Source organism: Actinomadura sp. 6N118 (genome assembly GCF_044326415.1).
Taxonomy (GTDB): Bacteria; Actinomycetota; Actinomycetes; order Streptosporangiales; family Streptosporangiaceae; genus Spirillospora.
On sequence record NZ_JBIRAZ010000001.1, the window covers coordinates 833,849 to 847,971 of the forward strand.

General features: G+C 66.6%; 20 protein-coding genes and 1 pseudogene. 6 read left to right on the plus strand and 15 right to left on the minus strand.

Features of this window, described 5'->3' with window-relative positions; all coding sequences use genetic code 11:
- The first annotated feature begins 2 nt into the window (after nt 1-2).
- Nucleotides 3-305: a hypothetical protein gene (locus ACH34W_RS03635; RefSeq protein ID WP_395959222.1), complete on the plus strand. Its 303-nt coding sequence runs from the start codon at nt 3-5 to the stop codon at nt 303-305.
- Between the two features lie 223 nt (nt 306-528).
- On the opposite strand, the gene ACH34W_RS03640 is transcribed toward ACH34W_RS03635, so the two are convergent.
- Nucleotides 529-1,260, minus strand: coding sequence for an SDR family oxidoreductase (locus ACH34W_RS03640; protein WP_395959223.1), 732 nt, complete (start codon nt 1,258-1,260; stop codon nt 529-531).
- A 94-nt stretch (nt 1,261-1,354) separates the two neighbouring features.
- Here ACH34W_RS03640 and ACH34W_RS03645 point away from each other — a divergent pair, with 94 nt between their 5' ends.
- On the plus strand, nt 1,355-2,185 hold the full coding sequence (locus ACH34W_RS03645; RefSeq protein WP_395959224.1) for a LysR family transcriptional regulator: 831 nt from the start codon (nt 1,355-1,357) through the stop codon (nt 2,183-2,185).
- 54 nt (nt 2,186-2,239) lie between these two features.
- Here ACH34W_RS03645 and ACH34W_RS03650 read toward each other — a convergent pair.
- From ACH34W_RS03650 to ACH34W_RS03680, 7 genes and pseudogenes are all read right to left on the minus strand, one after another.
- Nucleotides 2,240-2,350 (minus strand): annotated as a pseudogene (locus ACH34W_RS03650) (DUF397 domain-containing protein); the annotation flags it as partial.
- 22 nt (nt 2,351-2,372) lie between these two features.
- Entirely contained in the window at nt 2,373-2,561 is a 189-nt protein-coding gene (locus ACH34W_RS03655) for a DUF397 domain-containing protein (protein WP_395959225.1), read from the minus strand.
- Between the two features lie 14 nt (nt 2,562-2,575).
- Nucleotides 2,576-2,758: a DUF397 domain-containing protein gene (locus ACH34W_RS03660; protein ID WP_395959226.1), complete on the minus strand. Its 183-nt coding sequence runs from the start codon at nt 2,756-2,758 to the stop codon at nt 2,576-2,578.
- Between the two features lie 21 nt (nt 2,759-2,779).
- Nucleotides 2,780-2,968, minus strand: coding sequence for a DUF397 domain-containing protein (locus ACH34W_RS03665; protein WP_395959227.1), 189 nt, complete (start codon nt 2,966-2,968; stop codon nt 2,780-2,782).
- Nucleotides 2,969-2,981: 13 nt separating this feature from the next.
- Nucleotides 2,982-3,161, minus strand: a complete 180-nt coding sequence (locus ACH34W_RS03670) for a DUF397 domain-containing protein (RefSeq protein WP_395959228.1) — start codon at nt 3,159-3,161, stop codon at nt 2,982-2,984.
- 14 nt (nt 3,162-3,175) lie between these two features.
- Nucleotides 3,176-3,358 (minus strand): DUF397 domain-containing protein, encoded by a 183-nt coding sequence (locus ACH34W_RS03675; protein WP_395959229.1) that lies wholly within the window; start codon nt 3,356-3,358, stop codon nt 3,176-3,178.
- Entirely contained in the window at nt 3,355-4,236 is an 882-nt protein-coding gene (locus tag ACH34W_RS03680) for a helix-turn-helix domain-containing protein (RefSeq protein ID WP_395959230.1), read from the minus strand. The genes ACH34W_RS03675 and ACH34W_RS03680 overlap by 4 nt, the downstream gene beginning before the upstream one ends.
- Nucleotides 4,237-4,570: 334 nt before the next feature.
- Here ACH34W_RS03680 and ACH34W_RS03685 point away from each other — a divergent pair, with 334 nt between their 5' ends.
- The gene (locus tag ACH34W_RS03685) at nt 4,571-4,996 is read left to right on the plus strand and encodes an ATP-binding protein (RefSeq protein ID WP_395959231.1); all 426 of its coding nucleotides are present in this window, start codon (nt 4,571-4,573) and stop codon (nt 4,994-4,996) included.
- Complete coding sequence (locus ACH34W_RS03690) at nt 4,993-5,535, plus strand: hypothetical protein (protein ID WP_395959232.1); 543 nt, start codon at nt 4,993-4,995, stop codon at nt 5,533-5,535. The genes ACH34W_RS03685 and ACH34W_RS03690 overlap by 4 nt, the downstream gene beginning before the upstream one ends.
- On the opposite strand, the gene ACH34W_RS03695 is transcribed toward ACH34W_RS03690, so the two are convergent.
- Entirely contained in the window at nt 5,532-5,885 is a 354-nt protein-coding gene (locus tag ACH34W_RS03695) for a nucleotide pyrophosphohydrolase (RefSeq protein WP_395959233.1), read from the minus strand. The genes ACH34W_RS03690 and ACH34W_RS03695 overlap by 4 nt on opposite strands.
- Before the next feature lie 133 nt (nt 5,886-6,018).
- Between ACH34W_RS03695 and ACH34W_RS03700 the strand changes: the two genes are divergently transcribed.
- Nucleotides 6,019-8,040, plus strand: coding sequence for a CHAT domain-containing protein (locus tag ACH34W_RS03700; RefSeq protein WP_395959234.1), 2,022 nt, complete (start codon nt 6,019-6,021; stop codon nt 8,038-8,040).
- The gene (locus ACH34W_RS03705; protein ID WP_395959235.1) at nt 8,021-8,524 is read left to right on the plus strand and encodes a hypothetical protein; all 504 of its coding nucleotides are present in this window, start codon (nt 8,021-8,023) and stop codon (nt 8,522-8,524) included. The genes ACH34W_RS03700 and ACH34W_RS03705 overlap by 20 nt, the downstream gene beginning before the upstream one ends.
- A 47-nt stretch (nt 8,525-8,571) precedes the next feature.
- Here ACH34W_RS03705 and ACH34W_RS03710 read toward each other — a convergent pair whose 3' ends face one another.
- From ACH34W_RS03710 to ACH34W_RS03735, 6 genes are all read right to left on the minus strand, one after another.
- A complete protein-coding gene (locus ACH34W_RS03710; RefSeq protein WP_395959236.1) occupies nt 8,572-9,771 on the minus strand; it encodes a hypothetical protein in 1,200 nt (399 codons plus the stop codon).
- A complete protein-coding gene (locus ACH34W_RS03715; RefSeq protein ID WP_395959237.1) occupies nt 9,768-10,562 on the minus strand; it encodes a PP2C family serine/threonine-protein phosphatase in 795 nt (264 codons plus the stop codon). The genes ACH34W_RS03710 and ACH34W_RS03715 overlap by 4 nt, the downstream gene beginning before the upstream one ends.
- Before the next feature lie 16 nt (nt 10,563-10,578).
- Complete coding sequence (locus ACH34W_RS03720) at nt 10,579-11,346, minus strand: VWA domain-containing protein (protein WP_395959238.1); 768 nt, start codon at nt 11,344-11,346, stop codon at nt 10,579-10,581.
- Between the two features lie 56 nt (nt 11,347-11,402).
- Nucleotides 11,403-12,350, minus strand: a complete 948-nt coding sequence (locus tag ACH34W_RS03725; protein ID WP_395959239.1) for a hypothetical protein — start codon at nt 12,348-12,350, stop codon at nt 11,403-11,405.
- Nucleotides 12,351-12,574: 224 nt separating this feature from the next.
- Entirely contained in the window at nt 12,575-13,033 is a 459-nt protein-coding gene (locus ACH34W_RS03730; protein ID WP_395959240.1) for a hypothetical protein, read from the minus strand.
- Complete coding sequence (locus ACH34W_RS03735; protein WP_395959241.1) at nt 13,020-13,991, minus strand: serine/threonine-protein kinase; 972 nt, start codon at nt 13,989-13,991, stop codon at nt 13,020-13,022. The genes ACH34W_RS03730 and ACH34W_RS03735 overlap by 14 nt, the downstream gene beginning before the upstream one ends.
- Between the last annotated feature and the right edge of the window lie 132 nt (nt 13,992-14,123).

The following is a 14,123-nucleotide window of genomic DNA, read 5'->3' on the forward strand; positions in this document are numbered from 1 at the left end:
GGATGAACGGGCCGGTGGTGGACGACCCACAACATCAACAACTGACATTACGCTCCGCCACCGACAGAACTCACCCCGCAATCTTCACCATGATCCACATCACCTCCACTTCCCACAGCGCAGGCGGCCTGTTCACCCTGACCGGCCTGTACCCGGCCCAACTCCATCGCCTGGTCGAAGGGCTGGCAGATCATCCGCCAATGCCGCCGCCGCGGCCCCAGCTTCGACCACGCCACCACCGGAGTCACCACCCCGACAACCTGAAGACAGACCCCCAACTCAACGAATTACGGGACATCTCTTAGCCGTAGCCGTCTTTGTGGTCGTGGCCGCCGCGACGACCGAGAACAGTTTTGCCGGCATTTGGCTGGTGGCCGTCACGCTACCGACCTCTCTCATCGTCTTCTTCACGCCGGTTCCAGCAGGGGCCGCCACATTGGCGGGGTTGATCGCGTCCGGTGCTTTTCCGCCCGAAGCGCGGGCCGCTGCAGATCGGGGACGCGGGTTTCGTGCGGCCTGGTTGACGAGTTACCAGGGCACCACGCCGGCGTCTTCGAAGAAGGAGCCGGTTGGGCCGTTGTCGGGCAGGGTGGCCAGGTGGATGGCTATGGCGGCGCCTTGTTGGGCGGTGCGGATGCCGCGGAAGCCGTTGAGGTCGGTTGCGCAGTAGCCGGGGCAGGCGGCGTTGATCAGGATGTTGGTGTCGTGCAGTTCCTTGGCGTACTGGAGGGTCACGGCGTTGAGGAAGGTCTTGGAGGGCGAGTAGGCGGCGGAGATCGGGCCTACGGCCTCCACGCCGGACTGAGAACTCTGGCGGGTGAGAGACCCGACGCTGCTGGACATGTTCACGATTCGCGGTGCGGCGGACCGCCTGAGCAGCGGCAGCATGGCGTTGGTGACGCGGATGACGCCGATCACGTTGGTCTCCACGACCGTTCGCATGGTCGCGGGGTCGACGGTCGTGGGCGTCTGTGGCATCCCACCGGTGACCCCGGCGTTGTTGACCAGCACGTCGAGCCGTCCGAAACGCTTCGAGAGCAGGGAGGCCGCGGCAGTGACGCTCTCGTCGGAGGTCACGTCGAGGGGTACCGCGAACGCGTCGACCCCCTCGGCGCGGAGTTTCTCGACGGCCGCCGAGAGCCGCTCCGGGGACCTGGCCCCCACGCCGACGGTGTGGCCGAGGGCGCCGAGCCCGACGGCGATCTCGTATCCGATTCCCTTGTTGGCGCCGGTGATCAGCGTGATCGTCTGTTCGCTCATACCCGAAATCCTGGCCGTCCGGCCGCGAGCACTCCAACACCGCCTGGGTAGCGTTCGATACCTCGCGGGTATTGATCCCGGGTACGGTGAGAGCATGGAGACGCGAGAGTTGCGGTACTTCGTCGCCGTCGCCGAGGAACTCCATTTCGGCCGCGCCGCCGAGCGCCTCGGGATCGCCCAGCCGCCCCTCTCGCGGGCGATCAAGCAGCTGGAACGCCGCCTGGGCGTTCAGCTTCTCGAACGTACCAGCCGTACGGTCGAGCTCACCGAGGCCGGAAAGGTCCTGCTCAGAGAGGGCCGGGCTGCCCTCGACGCGGTCGATGCCGCCGCCCGCCGCACCCGCCGCGCCGCCGCCGGGGAGCCGAAACTGGTGCTGGTCACCAAGGCCGGGGCGTCGGGTGAACTGCTGCCCAAACTCCTGGACGCCTACGCCGCCGAGCCCGGCGCGGTCGCCGTCGAGGTCCTGCTGTGCGGGATCGGAGAGCAGGAGCGGCTGCTCCGCGACGGCCGGGCCGACGTGGGCCTGCTGCACAGGCCGTTCGACTCGACGACCGGCCTGGACAGCGAGGAGCTGAGCACCGAGGGCCAGATTCTGGTCCTGCCGAAAGACCATCCCCTCCAAGGCCGCAGGGACCTGCGCATGGCTGACATCGCCGACCTGCCGCTGCCACGCTGGCCGCACCGCGACGGCGGCTACCCCGACGGCCCGGGACCCGAGGTGCACGACCACGCCCAGCTCCTGCAGCTGATCGCGCTGGGCAGGGCGGTGGCCCTACTGCCCGAAACCGCCCGGAGCCATCTCCGCCGCGACTTGGCCTTCGTGCCGATCCTGGACGCGCCGACCGTCACCACCGTGATCGCCTGGCCGCCGCACAGCCGGTCCCTGGCCCTCGCCGGGCTGATCCAGACGGCCACCCGCCTTTAGGGCCTTGAGCAGGGATGTCCATTCGGTCCGAGTCACCTCGATGATCGGACCTGGCGCCCTGGAGTCGCGGAGGGCGATGGAGCTGTTGCTGTGGGCGACTTCGACGCATTCGCCGTTGGGGTCGCTGTGGCTCGACTTGCGCCATGCGAAATGGTGCTCGGTCATGTTCCGATCCTGCCTGGCTACCTCAGCGGGTCCGGAGGACGACGAGCAAGGCGGCCCATGCTTTGGGAGTGAACTTGATGATCGGACTGGTCTCGTTGGCTTTGGAGTCGCGCAGCCCGACGCTGCCGTCGCTCGCGCGCGCTGCCTCGACGCAGTCGCCATCTGGATTGCTGTGGCTTGATTTGCGCCAGCCTGTGCTGTCGGTGGTCATGGGCGCGTCCTGGATCAGGCGTTCTTCAGGGCTGTGAGCAGGGAGATCCATTCGGTTCGAGTCAGCTTGAGGGTGGGGCCGGGCGCCTTGGAGTCGCGGAGGCCGATGGCTGCGTTGGTTGCTCGGGCGACTTCGACGCAGTCGCCGTTCGGTTCGCTGTGGCTCGACTTGCGCCAGTGGGATCTGCGTTGGGTCATGTCTGATCCTGACTTGCCCGTTCAGCGGGTTCGGAGGGCAGCGAGCAGCGCGGCCCATGCCGAAGGAGTGAACTTGATGATCGGACTGGTCTCGTTGGCTTTGGAGTCGCGCAGCCCGACGCTGCCATCGCTCGCGCGCGCTGCCTCGACGCAGTCGCCGTTGGGATCGCTGTGGCTCGATTTGCGCCAGCCTGGGCTGTCGATGCTCATGGCACGTCCTGGATCAGGTGTTCTTTAGGGCAGTGAGCAGGGAGGCCCACTCGGTCCGAGTCAGCTCGACGATGGGGCCGGGCGCTTTGGAGTCGCGGAGGCCGATGGCTCCGTTGATGGCGAGGGCGACCTCGACGCAGTGTCCGTCCGGGTTGCTGCGGCTTGACTTGCGCCAGCGTGGGTGATTGTTCATGGGAGCATCTTCAATCAGCTGTGCTTTAGGGCCGTGAGCAGGGACGTCCATTCGGCCCGAGTCACTTCGATGATCGGACCTGGTGCCTTGGAGTCACGGACCCCTATGGCGCCGTCAGGGCTTTTTGCGACTTCGACGCATTCGCCGTTGGGATCGCTGTGCCTTGCCTTGCGCCAGCCGCTGTAGTGCTTGGTCATGCCTCCGATCCTGCCTCGTTTGTCAGCCGATCGGCTACCTGGTCGAGGAAGGTAAGGCTGTCAGCCTTGGAAAGCGCAGCTTCTTGAAGCCGGTTGAAGTGCTCGGTGTACCGAGCCACGTCGCGTCGGTCGGTGAGCACAAGGTCGGTCGCCACGGTATCGATCACCGCCATCGTCGGGTCGGCTGGCTCGGAGAAGGTGTAGAGGAAGAAGGACGACTTGGGCAGCAACCCTCCAGGAACGCGTGCGTTGTGAAGCAGGAGTCGGATGGAGATACGCGGCTCCTCCGTGACCACGTCGATCAGGTGTCTCAGCTGGTCAGCCATCAACGCTGGAGGCACGGCCAGTCGGTGAACAACGCACTCGTCAAGCACGGTCTCGTATGAGGGGCCGTCCGGTTGTAGAAGGCGGCGCTGGCGGTGTGCTCGAGCGTCCGCCATCCGGTCCGGCCGATAGCCGAGCGGCCCTTGGTTTTCGTCGAGCTGAACCAGGGCCTCTATGAAGCTGGGCAGTTGCAAGACCGCAGGAAAGCCGGTCTGGTTGTAACCCCGGATGGTGTCGGCACCGGATTCCAGGTCGGCGTAGAGGCGTTGGCGGGCGCCCATGGAATCGCCGAAGGAGTCCCACCAGCCCTTCTGGGCGGCGTCTCGGGCCAGACGGACGATCTTGTCGTACCGCGGTCCGGTGACGCCTAGGCGGTCCAGCAGATCCATGATCTCGGCTAGGTCCGGGCGGATGGCTCCGGTCTCCAGACGGGTGATTTTGGTGCGGGACTGGTAGACGAAGCGGGCGAGTTCGTCAGCGGTCATGTCGCGGTCTTCGCGGATCTTGCGGAGCTCGACCGCGAGTCGGCGGCGGCGAACGTAGGGGCTCGGCATGGCCGCTCTCCTTTGAACGGGAGCCTTGATTACAGTGCGTACGGATCAATAACTTTCTGCAACTGATGCCTGGTGGGCAATGGTATGGCCGGATCAGGCCTCGGTGTCGGTAAAAGCGCTGGCCAGGAGAACGCGCCAAGATTTTTCTGCACGTTCAGGAACCGCACGTGCGGTTACTGGATGTGCGGAACGCGAACGTTGTGGAGTGGATTGTGCGAATCAGGCTTGGAGTCCGGTCTGACAGCTATTTCTCGTGAGCGGATGGCAACCTTCTGTGACGAAGGAACTGCAGAACAGGCTGTGTTCCACGCGATCTGCACATCGAGGAGTGCTCATGTCCACGGCGATGGTCTTCGTGGCGGGGCCCGTGCCGCTGTACTGGCGGCGGTGCTTTCCGGGCCGTCCCGAGCAGGCGCGGACTGTCCGGAGGTTTGTGGCCTGTCTGTTGGACGGGTGTCCGTACCTCGACGACGTGCTGTTGGCTGCCGATGAGCTGGTCGTCAACGCCATCCGGCACACGAAATCGGGTCGGTGCGGTGGGTCGTTCACCGTCGAAGTGATGCGTGGGGTTAATGGCGTGGCGGTCTCGGTCGCGGATGAAGGTGGTCCGGGTGAGATCGTGGCGCGAGACGCGGATGAGCTCGATGAATCTGGGCGCGGCTTGAAGGCTGTGGCGCTTACTGCGGCCAGCTGGAGCTGGCACGGGAACGAGGAGGGACGGACGGTCACTGCCGTCTTCGCGGGGGAGTGGGCGTCGTGACGGCGCATCAGCACGTTCAGCAATGCGTTCACTCGATGATGACCGGGGCCTTGCGGGCTGATCCGGCCGCGATCGACAAGCTTTTGGTCGGGCTTGAGAAATCGCAGCTTGATGTCTGCAGCCGGGACTTCGTTCGCGAGGCCAGGCGGCTTGTTCTGGCCTCTAGCGCGGCGCTGTCCACGATCTTGGGACCGCACAAGCCGGGGGACGATCCGTATGGACGCCCCATTTGCCATGGCTGTGGCACGTCTGAGTGCCGGATGCTGAGGAGTGTCGGTGACGTCTTCGCCGCCTACTCCGTTCGCCCGATGGCCGTGGATCGGGCTGAGGCTTGGCGGCGGGCTGATGCTTTCTTCGGCGGCACCCCGTTGAGGATCGAGGAGTTCGAGGAAGGCTTTGTCGCGCGGCCTTGCTCGAACGAGACCGGGGCGCTGTTGATGATCGACCGCCGTAGCGGGGTGATGAGCCGATGGCCTTCGGAGCTGAGTAGGGAGCAGCTGATCCCTCGCTACCGGTCGTACGTGCGTGGCGAGCTCTAGAGGGGTGGGGCCTTGCGGGCTGAACCTCGGTAAGTGTCGGGGTCGTAGCGCTGGGCGTTCTGGTCTAGCTTGCTGGCTGCGGCCTCCAGAAGGTCGACGTTCAGAAGGTCCGCCAGGCGAATCAGGTAGAGGAAGACGTCGCCGAACTCCGCTTGCAGACGAGCGGCGGCTTCTGGGTCGTCCATGATCTTCCAGGACTCTTCCGGTGTGAGCCATTGGAGCTCGGCCAGGAGTTCGCCTGTTTCGCCGGCCAGGGCCATCGCCAGGTTTTTGGGCGTGTGGAACTGCTCCCAGTCGCGTTCCGTAGCGAACGCGCGGAGGCGGTCGGCGAGGTCATTGATGCTCGTCACAGGACTAGCGTACGGGCGATCAAACTGCGCGGAGTGATCAATGCAAAGCTGATGACGCTTATTGGGGGATTGCGTACGATCAGGGGCAGGGCTCGCAAATTAGGCTGCGGGGGTAATCGCCCGAGAGGCGAGCATGCAGACGCGGAATTTCGAGATCGAGATCGGCCCGGGGGACACGGGGATCTATCCCGTCAGGGTGCGCACGCCTGGTGAGGTCGTTGACGGCGTGATGCGGCTGCCGTTGCCGGCCGATGAATTGGACTATGAGCTCGAGGCGATCAGTGGGTTTGTGCTGGCCTCGTCGGCGGTCAGGCGGCGGCTGGCGTCCAGGGATGAAGAGCCGGTGCGGGAATTGGGCCGCCGGCTTTTCGAGGCGCTGTTCACCGGGCGGGTGCATGGGCTTTACACGGCCGGCCTTCATGAGCGGACCGTTCAGCGGCTCGTGTTGCGGATCCAGGCGCCTGAGCTGGCGCGATTGCCGTGGGAGTTCTTGTTCGATCCGGCGCGGCAGGACTATCTGGGGCTGAGCCAGCCGCTGGTGCGGTATCCCCATGTACTGGCTGGGCGTCAGCCGTTGGTCGTCGCGTCGCCGCTGCGGATTCTGGGGATGGTGGCGCGGCCCGGGGATCAGGTTGCGTTGGAGGTCAAGGAGGAGCAGCGGTTGCTGGCCGCGGCTCTGGCTGGGCTGGAACGTCGGGGGCTTGTCGAGCTGGCCTGGGTCGATGGCCAGACGTACGGGGATCTTGAGGACGCGCTGGATCAGGGGCCCTGGCACGTCTTTCACTTTGTCGGTCATGGCGGATGGGACAGGGGTAGTGGGGAAGGCACCATCTCGCTGGCGAACGAGCGGGGTGGGACGGATGCCGTCGGCGCGGATGATCTGAGCCGGTTGCTCGGCGAGCACTCGACGCTGAGGCTGGTCGTGCTGAATGCATGTGACACGGGGCTTGGGAGTGCCCTGGATGTCTTTTCGAGCACGGCGGGGGCGGCTGTGCGCAGGGGGATTCCGGCTGTGGTGGCCATGCAGTTCGGGATCAGCGATACGGCCGCGATCACGTTCGGGACGACGTTCTACCAGTACGTGGCCAAGGGCCTGCCGGTCGACACGAGCGTCATGCGGGCGCGGCGGGCCATGCGGAGGGCCAAGAAGGACACGCTGGAGTGGGGGACTCCGGTGCTCTATCTGCGGGCCACAGATGAGACGGACGGGCACATCTTTGCGACCGACGGCGCGCCTAGTCCGCAGACCTTGTTGAAGAAGGCGACTTACACGCTTCGGGCGGACGCGACTGATGAGAATGCCCGTCTGCGGCAGTCGTTGTACGAGGAGGCGCGGGGACATCACGCGGCTGGACGGTGGGCTGCTGTTCTGGAGATGGGGGAACGGCTGCGTGCGTTGGATCCGGCTGCGGAGGATCCGGATGGGTTGATGGCTTCGGCACGGGCGGCTCTGGCGAAGACGCAGGCTTCGGCTACGAGTGAGGATTCGGCACGGTCGCTCTGGCGGTTCCGGAATGAGCTGACCGTTCGGCATCGCAAGAGCGTCATCGGCGTGGCGTTCAGCCCAGATGGGCGATGGCTGGCCACGGCCAGCAGTGACGGTACGGCGCGGTTGTGGGATGCGGGCACTGGCCAGCAGTCACTGACGTTCAAGCACCCAGGCTGGCTCAACGTCGTCACCTCGGTGGCCTTCAGCCCAGATGGCGGGAGGTTGGTCACCGGTAGTGAGGATGGGGTTGGGCGTGTGTGGGATGTGGTGAGTGGTCGTTTGGTTGTGCGGTTGGGGCATGAGGGTTCGGTGCCGGGGGTTGCGTTTAGTCCGGATGGGCGTCGGGTCGCGACGGCCAGTGAGGACAAGTCCGTCCGGGTATGGGACGCGGGCAGTGGCGAGCAGTTGCTGCGGCTTGCGCACGACAGCTCGGTGCGGTGCGTGGCGTACAGCCCGGACGGGCGCCGACTGGCCACCGCGGGATGGGACAACGTTGCGCGGGTGTGGGATGCGGGGGATGGGCGGGAGCTCTTCGGGCTCCATCACGACAGTTCGTTGCGTGCGGTGACGTTCAGCGGAGACGGGCACCGGGTGGCCACCGCCGGAAGTGACAGCACCGCGCACATCTGGCGAATCACGGAGGGAAATGCCGGCGATGGTTGGTGACGACGCGATGGTTGGTGATGGGGCGATGGTCGGAGGCGGGGGGATCACGGCCGAGATTCTTGTCAGCTCGGAGTTCCGGGAGGGTGAGGAGCGTGCTGTGGCGTCGGCGTTCGCCGACCTTGGTGTAGAGCCGCGGGTACGGGTCGTTCCTGTCAGGCGAGGGCCGGGGGACCTCCAATGGCTGGTGCTGGCGGCGTTGCCTCTGCACGCGTTCCTCAGCGGGATCGGAACGACATTGGCGGGCGAGGCCACGCGCGGGCTCAAGAGCCTGGTGGGGAAGGCCATCGGCGGGCGACGCGGTACGGCTGGCGAACCGCCCGTTCTCGTTCTGCAGGATCCGGTGACGCGCCTCCAGATCGCGCTGGAGGCCGACCTGCCCGACGAGGCGTACGCGGCGCTGGTTTCGACAGATCTATCGAGCTACGGCAAGGGGACGCTCCGCTATGACCGGCACCATGGCGTTTGGCGGTCGGAACGCCCGTAGGGGAGCCGGAACCTCAAAAGGCCGGAGTCAGGCGCCTGCGAGCGTGGCTATGAGCTTGCGAGCATGGCTATGAGGAGGAGCACGCCCAGGATCGCTACGGTGACGCCGATCGCGATCAGCGCGGTCCGTGTCGACGGGTCCAGGGTCGACGCCTTCGCGGGCTGGAAGGGATACGAAGCGGCTGCGGGCATCTCGTTGAAGAGGTCCTGGCCCGTTGCGGCGGTGTGGGTGCACCAGGGGCAGCTCTGGAGATGCGAGCCGTACGTGTGACCTGGGCGAGCCGGGCACACCTGGACGCGGCTCCGCTCTGTGTCCAGGGCGCGTAGCCAATCACGGGCCGTGGGTCTCGCGGCAGGGTTGAGCACGCCTGGGCCGAAGGCGCCATGGGCCAGTTCTAGGAGCGCCGGTGGCAGAACGACGGGATCGATGACACCGCGCGGCACGATGACTTGTTGCGGCAGCACAACGTAGGAGCAGCTTGCGGCGATGTTGTCCGCGACGGTCGCCTCTGAGTCGCTGTCCCTGCGTACGCCCCCGAACGGATGGTTGCCGCCGGTCAGTAGCTGGTAAATGAGCACGGCCAAGGCGAAGTCGTCCGTGGCAGGAGATGCTGGGCTGCCCTTCTGGCGTTCGGGCGCGCTGTAGTCGGCGGTCTGCATCAGGCAAGGGAAGTATTCGCTCGTGACCGGATCGGTGAATGCGATGGAGTCACAGTCAAGGAACGTCACGAACCCATCGCGGTCCACCACGACGTTGTTGCTGGAGAAGTCGCCGATGACCAGCTGCTCCTGATGCATGCGGGCTGCCATGAAGGCGAGGTTCCAGCTGATGCCGAGCAGGAAACGCCAGTCGGCGCGTTGCGGGAACAGCCGGAGCCTCATCGAACGCCCGAACAACGCCACCAGTTGCACATGGTCTGGCTCGCCGAATTTCGGCATGGCATATCCCAGAAACTGGCTGTTCGGGCTACGGGCCAGTTGGGTCGGCCATGCCAATTCTGGTGGCTGGGACGAGTGTGTAGGGCGGCCCCCTAGGGGCGCCATCGTCAGCATCCGCTGGAGACGTCGTTCCTGGTCTGCGCCGGGGGGTTCGCGGTAGAGCTTGACGACGATGCCCTCGTTCGAGATGACGGGGAACACGGCCGCCTGGCCGCCGGCCTTGAGCGGACGGTCGGCGAGTTTGACGGGTTCGCCGTCGAGGAGAACGGCAGGCCCGGTCACGGGCGTCCTTCCCAGTGGCCCGGTCATGATCGCACCGCCCGCAGGAGCGTCTTGTCGTCGGCGTTGACGGCGGTCACCCGGTCGGAACGGAGGAACGCGGCCAGCTCTTCGGTGTCGGCGTGGGGATCGTCCCCCGCGCGTTCGAGGGACGCGAACATGGTTGAGGCGAACGAGGCGTTGGGCATCGGTGGTCGGCCGTGGGAGTTCGCCAGCGCGGCCTGGGCCAGACCGTCGGTGGAGAGCAGGACCCCATCGACGCCGCTGTCACGTACGCATGCCGTGCGCACCCATTTCTCGGCGTCGGACGACGTCAGGAACACGGTCTCGTTGCTGTACTCGCTGACCTCCGGCGCGGTCGGAAGCAGATGGAACTGCGGCTTGCCGTCCTCGGTCCCGGCCCGCAGGACGACGAAGCCGTCGCCGACGCTCAAGTGACCGATCCAGGTCGGCGCGATCACCACCACGGTGAGCGTCGCGGCGAAATCATCGGGGGCTTCGGCGGTCTCGTGCAGGAACTCCTCCCGTACCTCCCGGAGGGCTGTGCGCAACAACCCGTGTACGGCTGATGCGTCCGCGCGGCGGCCGGACACGTGCTTGCCGAAGTGCTCGGTGGCCAGCCTGACCGCGATCTTGGACCCCTCGGCGGAACGGGGGCGGCTGCCCGCGCCGTCGGAGACCGCCAGCACCGTCACCGGCCCGGCCTCGCCGGCGCGCCAGGCGTCCTGGCAGGGGACGCCGTCGCGCCGATGCCGGTAACCCGTGACGCTCAGGCCGTGCACCCGCCATGCCGTACGCCGCCGCTCCCCGCGTTCGTTCACGATCCCGGCCTCCCGCTCAGTGTTCCCAGGCCGGCCGCTGGGTGAAGCGGCTGAAGATCTTCTCGAAGACCTCGTCGCCCGCGCCCTTCTGCTCGGCGCTGGCGCTGGCCGACATCATCTGGAGGAGGTCCCGGAACGGGAAACCTTCGAGCCGGGCGTTGAACTTGGGCGCGAGCGCTTCCAAGACCTGCGCGCCGTGGGACGTGACGCCGCCGACGCCGATGGCGTACAGCCGGAAGCGCCGTTGCTCCTGCTCGCGGGACAACACCGGCACCAGCCGCCGCCAGCTGTCGGTCGGATGACCGTGCTGATCGGTCGGGATGCCGTCGGTCACCAGGCAGATCTGCGGGCGGAAGTGCTGGAGCCCGGACAGCCGCAGCTCCTGCTTGCGCGCCATCACGATCTGCATGGCGAGCTCCAGCGCCTCGGTCATCAGCGTGACTCCGGACGCCATGAGCTGCGGCGGCTGAAAGGCCCCGGCCGACACGAACGGGCTGACCCGTGCCTGGGGCGGCAGCGGATAAGGACCCTGCCAGGCGTTGACGCCCTGACCGCCGAACGTGATGACCGCGATCTCGACGCTGGCGCTGAGGCTCACGTCGTCGCGCAGGTCACGGGTCCAGGAACGGAGTGCCTCGTTCAGCGACTCGATGGGGCTCCCGCGCATGGAATGGGACGTGTCGAGGCAGAGCACGAGCGGGAGGCGCTGCGCGTTGTTGCCGATCTCGATGTGAGAGAAGTCCGCCGGCGGCCTGTCAGGGGCTGGCTGCTGGTCACGTCGCATGTGCTGGTCTCCCCGTTCTCCCCATGTTTTGTCGTCGGTGAGTGTCGTATTGCTGGTCAGTGGTCGACCCGTCGGCCGGGACCTGGTCCGGATCCGGCGCCGGGTCCTGGTTCGGGTCCTGGTCCGGGACCTGGGCCGCGCCCTGGGCTCGCGCCTGGCCGGGTCCGTGACGGGCGTGCGAAGGCGAAGAGGATGTCGGCGTCCTTGCCCGTTCCCTCGACCACGTCGACGTCGTCACCCAAGGTCGGCGGCGGCGCGACAAGGTCTGCCCAGACGGCCCGATAGAGGCAGCGGTCGAGTTCGACGTATCCCTGAGGGTGGAGTGCGGTACGTACGGTGGCCGTTCGCTTGGGACCGGGCGGCATTGGTATCCGGCGGCTCTCCCATCGGGCTGGGCCAGCCGGCTCGGGGGTGCGGCCTTGATTCGTGGGCGTGGGCGTGGGCTGGAAGCGCTCGGGGTGTGCGGCGGGCTCCGTGGCATAGGCGGGGCGGCGTGCGTTTCCCGATCCTCGGCGCACCATGAGGAGCAGCCACCCGAGCAGAGCCAGCACGACCCCGAACGCGACCAGGAACCAGAAGATCGGCGGCCCGCCGTCGTCCGGGTTCTTGATGTCTGTGGCGAGGTCGTTGTCGATGAGTTCCCGTGCTGATGGGCTGGTGTTGTTGCTGACGGCGTCGCAGATGTCGTCGCAGAGCCCGGCGTCCCTCAGCGGCTTGAGGGTCTCTGGCCCGAGCGCGCTGACCGTGATGTCAGGCGAGATGAGGCGATGCTCCTTTTTCCGCGCGAGGATCAGCAGGACGGTCCCGCCAGGTCCGGTCACCTGAGGTTGGCCCTTCTGGCCGCGAGCGGGAACCGACACCACGAGGTCGACGCCCTCCAGGTCCTGCTTGACCTGATTCCAGCCGGCCGGATCGGCGAACTCCTTGTCGATCCGGAGCGGTGCCCGAAGGGTGGTGGTGACCCGATCCCCCTTCGCGGCCGCGACCTGCTTCAGGCAGGACAACAGTGCGCTGTAAGGATCATTTGGGCAGGCGGGCTCAGCCGAGGCCGATACCGCATTCCCCGCCGATAGCAGCGCGATGATCAGAATTGCGAGAAAGATCCCCCGGATCGCAGTACTGAAGATCCCATGACCCATGGTGCCCCCTTTGGGCCCTGAAGGATCCTGATTGTACGACAAGACCGCCAACAGAGGCCCGGTCATTTAGCCGTATTCGGGGCGATTCCCTAGAGCTTGAAAACCTGATGACACCGGGTGAACATCTGCCGCACCTGTGCCAGCCAGTGATCGGCCAGATCGTCGAAAACCGGCTGGCTCATCTGGCTGGTCAGCGGCAATACGCACACTCCGGCCAGGAAGGGGCGCGGCCCGCGTACGTCCCACACCGAAAGCATCGGGATCAATTGCTCGGTGTTCCAGGCGTTCGCGGCCGCCGCGGCGAGAGCCAATTGATCTCCCTGGAGGGAACGGCCGTCGGTGATGAACGCGACGAGCAATCCGCTGGCCGTGGTGAATCGCATCGTGACGACGCGATCCGCCTTTTGAAGATCGATTTCAAGGCTGATCGAGGACGTTTCGGTCGTGGCGCGGAGGTTATTGCGTGTCGCCCAATTCTCGACCATCCATTGCCAGTGCGCGCCGACCTCGAGTGCGGCCGGACCGCCGAACGCCTCATGATCTGCCACGCGACACCGCCTCGGTGACCATCTGGTCGGTCAGCCCGGCATCGAGGAGCGCCTGGGCATGCAGGAAGAGGCAGGACCGCATCGACGTCCCGGCCTGCGAGCCACCCTTGGCGGCGAGTTCCTCGGCACGCGTGCGGATCCGCTCTGCGGCCTCGGGCGGCGGCCAGGCCACGTCAGTCGGCGCGACGAGCAGCTCGTCCAGGAGGTCCTCGAGGCTTGGCCGCTCCTCGGCGGCCTTGGTGAGACACCGCCCGATCAGGTCGCGCACCCCCGGGGGCACCTGGTCGAGGGGCGGCGGCTGGTGAACGATCCTGTACATCGCGCTCGTCCCTTCACCGAACGGGGCTTTGCCGGTCGCCGTGAACGCCAGCACCCCGCCCAGCGAGAAGACGTCCGACGCCGCGCCCACCTCCTTGCCCCCCATCTGCTCGGGCGACATGTAGGACGGCGTGCCGATGATGAGGCCCTCCCGCGTCATCCGCGTGTCCTCATCGGCGAGGGAGATGCCGAAGTCGATGACCCGCGGCCCGTTGTCGGCGAGCAGGATGTTCGACGGCTTGAGGTCCCGGTGCACGAGCCCGGCGGCGTGGATGGCCTGCAGAGCTTCAACAAGCCCCGCGCCCAGGCGCCGCACCATCGCCTCCTGGAACGGCCCGGACGTTTGGACGACCTCCATCAACGACGGGCCGGGCACGTACTCCGTTGCCAGCCAAGGCGGATCGCTCTCGGTGTCTGCGTCCACGACCGCCGCGGTGAAGGCGCCGCTCACGGACCGCGCCGCGTTCACTTCACGCTTGAATCGCTTAAGGAACGCCGGATCCTCCGCGTACTCCGGCCGTACGACCTTCACCGCCACGTCCAGCCCGCCGGGCGACCGGCCGAGGTACACCCAGCCCATCCCGCCCGACCCGAGCCGGCCGATGATCTTGTACGGGCCCACCCGCTGGGGGTCGCTCATCGGCGTCCGCACCCTGTCACCCCGTCCCAGAGCCACCGCGGCGGCCACGGCTGTGCGCGCCGCTGTGGATACGCCGAGTATTGCCCGTGATGTCCCGACAGGGCCATGCATCTACCCCAGACGGCCAACGAT

What these genes read in the sequence shown, in the direction of transcription:
- ACH34W_RS03635 (WP_395959222.1), top strand. Translation starts at nt 3, where the DNA reads ATGAACGGGCCGGTGGTGGACGACCCACAACATCAACAACTGACATTA.
- ACH34W_RS03640 (WP_395959223.1), bottom strand. Translation starts at nt 1,260, where the DNA reads ATGAGCGAACAGACGATCACGCTGATCACCGGCGCCAACAAGGGAATC.
- ACH34W_RS03645 (WP_395959224.1), top strand. Translation starts at nt 1,355, where the DNA reads ATGGAGACGCGAGAGTTGCGGTACTTCGTCGCCGTCGCCGAGGAACTC.
- ACH34W_RS03655 (WP_395959225.1), bottom strand. Translation starts at nt 2,561, where the DNA reads ATGACCACCGACAGCACAGGCTGGCGCAAATCAAGCCACAGCAATCCA.
- ACH34W_RS03660 (WP_395959226.1), bottom strand. Translation starts at nt 2,758, where the DNA reads ATGACCCAACGCAGATCCCACTGGCGCAAGTCGAGCCACAGCGAACCG.
- ACH34W_RS03665 (WP_395959227.1), bottom strand. Translation starts at nt 2,968, where the DNA reads ATGAGCATCGACAGCCCAGGCTGGCGCAAATCGAGCCACAGCGATCCC.
- ACH34W_RS03670 (WP_395959228.1), bottom strand. Translation starts at nt 3,161, where the DNA reads ATGAACAATCACCCACGCTGGCGCAAGTCAAGCCGCAGCAACCCGGAC.
- ACH34W_RS03675 (WP_395959229.1), bottom strand. Translation starts at nt 3,358, where the DNA reads ATGACCAAGCACTACAGCGGCTGGCGCAAGGCAAGGCACAGCGATCCC.
- ACH34W_RS03680 (WP_395959230.1), bottom strand. Translation starts at nt 4,236, where the DNA reads ATGCCGAGCCCCTACGTTCGCCGCCGCCGACTCGCGGTCGAGCTCCGC.
- ACH34W_RS03685 (WP_395959231.1), top strand. Translation starts at nt 4,571, where the DNA reads ATGTCCACGGCGATGGTCTTCGTGGCGGGGCCCGTGCCGCTGTACTGG.
- ACH34W_RS03700 (WP_395959234.1), top strand. Translation starts at nt 6,019, where the DNA reads ATGCAGACGCGGAATTTCGAGATCGAGATCGGCCCGGGGGACACGGGG.
- ACH34W_RS03705 (WP_395959235.1), top strand. Translation starts at nt 8,021, where the DNA reads ATGCCGGCGATGGTTGGTGACGACGCGATGGTTGGTGATGGGGCGATG.
- ACH34W_RS03710 (WP_395959236.1), bottom strand. Translation starts at nt 9,771, where the DNA reads ATGACCGGGCCACTGGGAAGGACGCCCGTGACCGGGCCTGCCGTTCTC.
- ACH34W_RS03720 (WP_395959238.1), bottom strand. Translation starts at nt 11,346, where the DNA reads ATGCGACGTGACCAGCAGCCAGCCCCTGACAGGCCGCCGGCGGACTTC.
- ACH34W_RS03735 (WP_395959241.1), bottom strand. Translation starts at nt 13,991, where the DNA reads ATGAGCGACCCCCAGCGGGTGGGCCCGTACAAGATCATCGGCCGGCTC.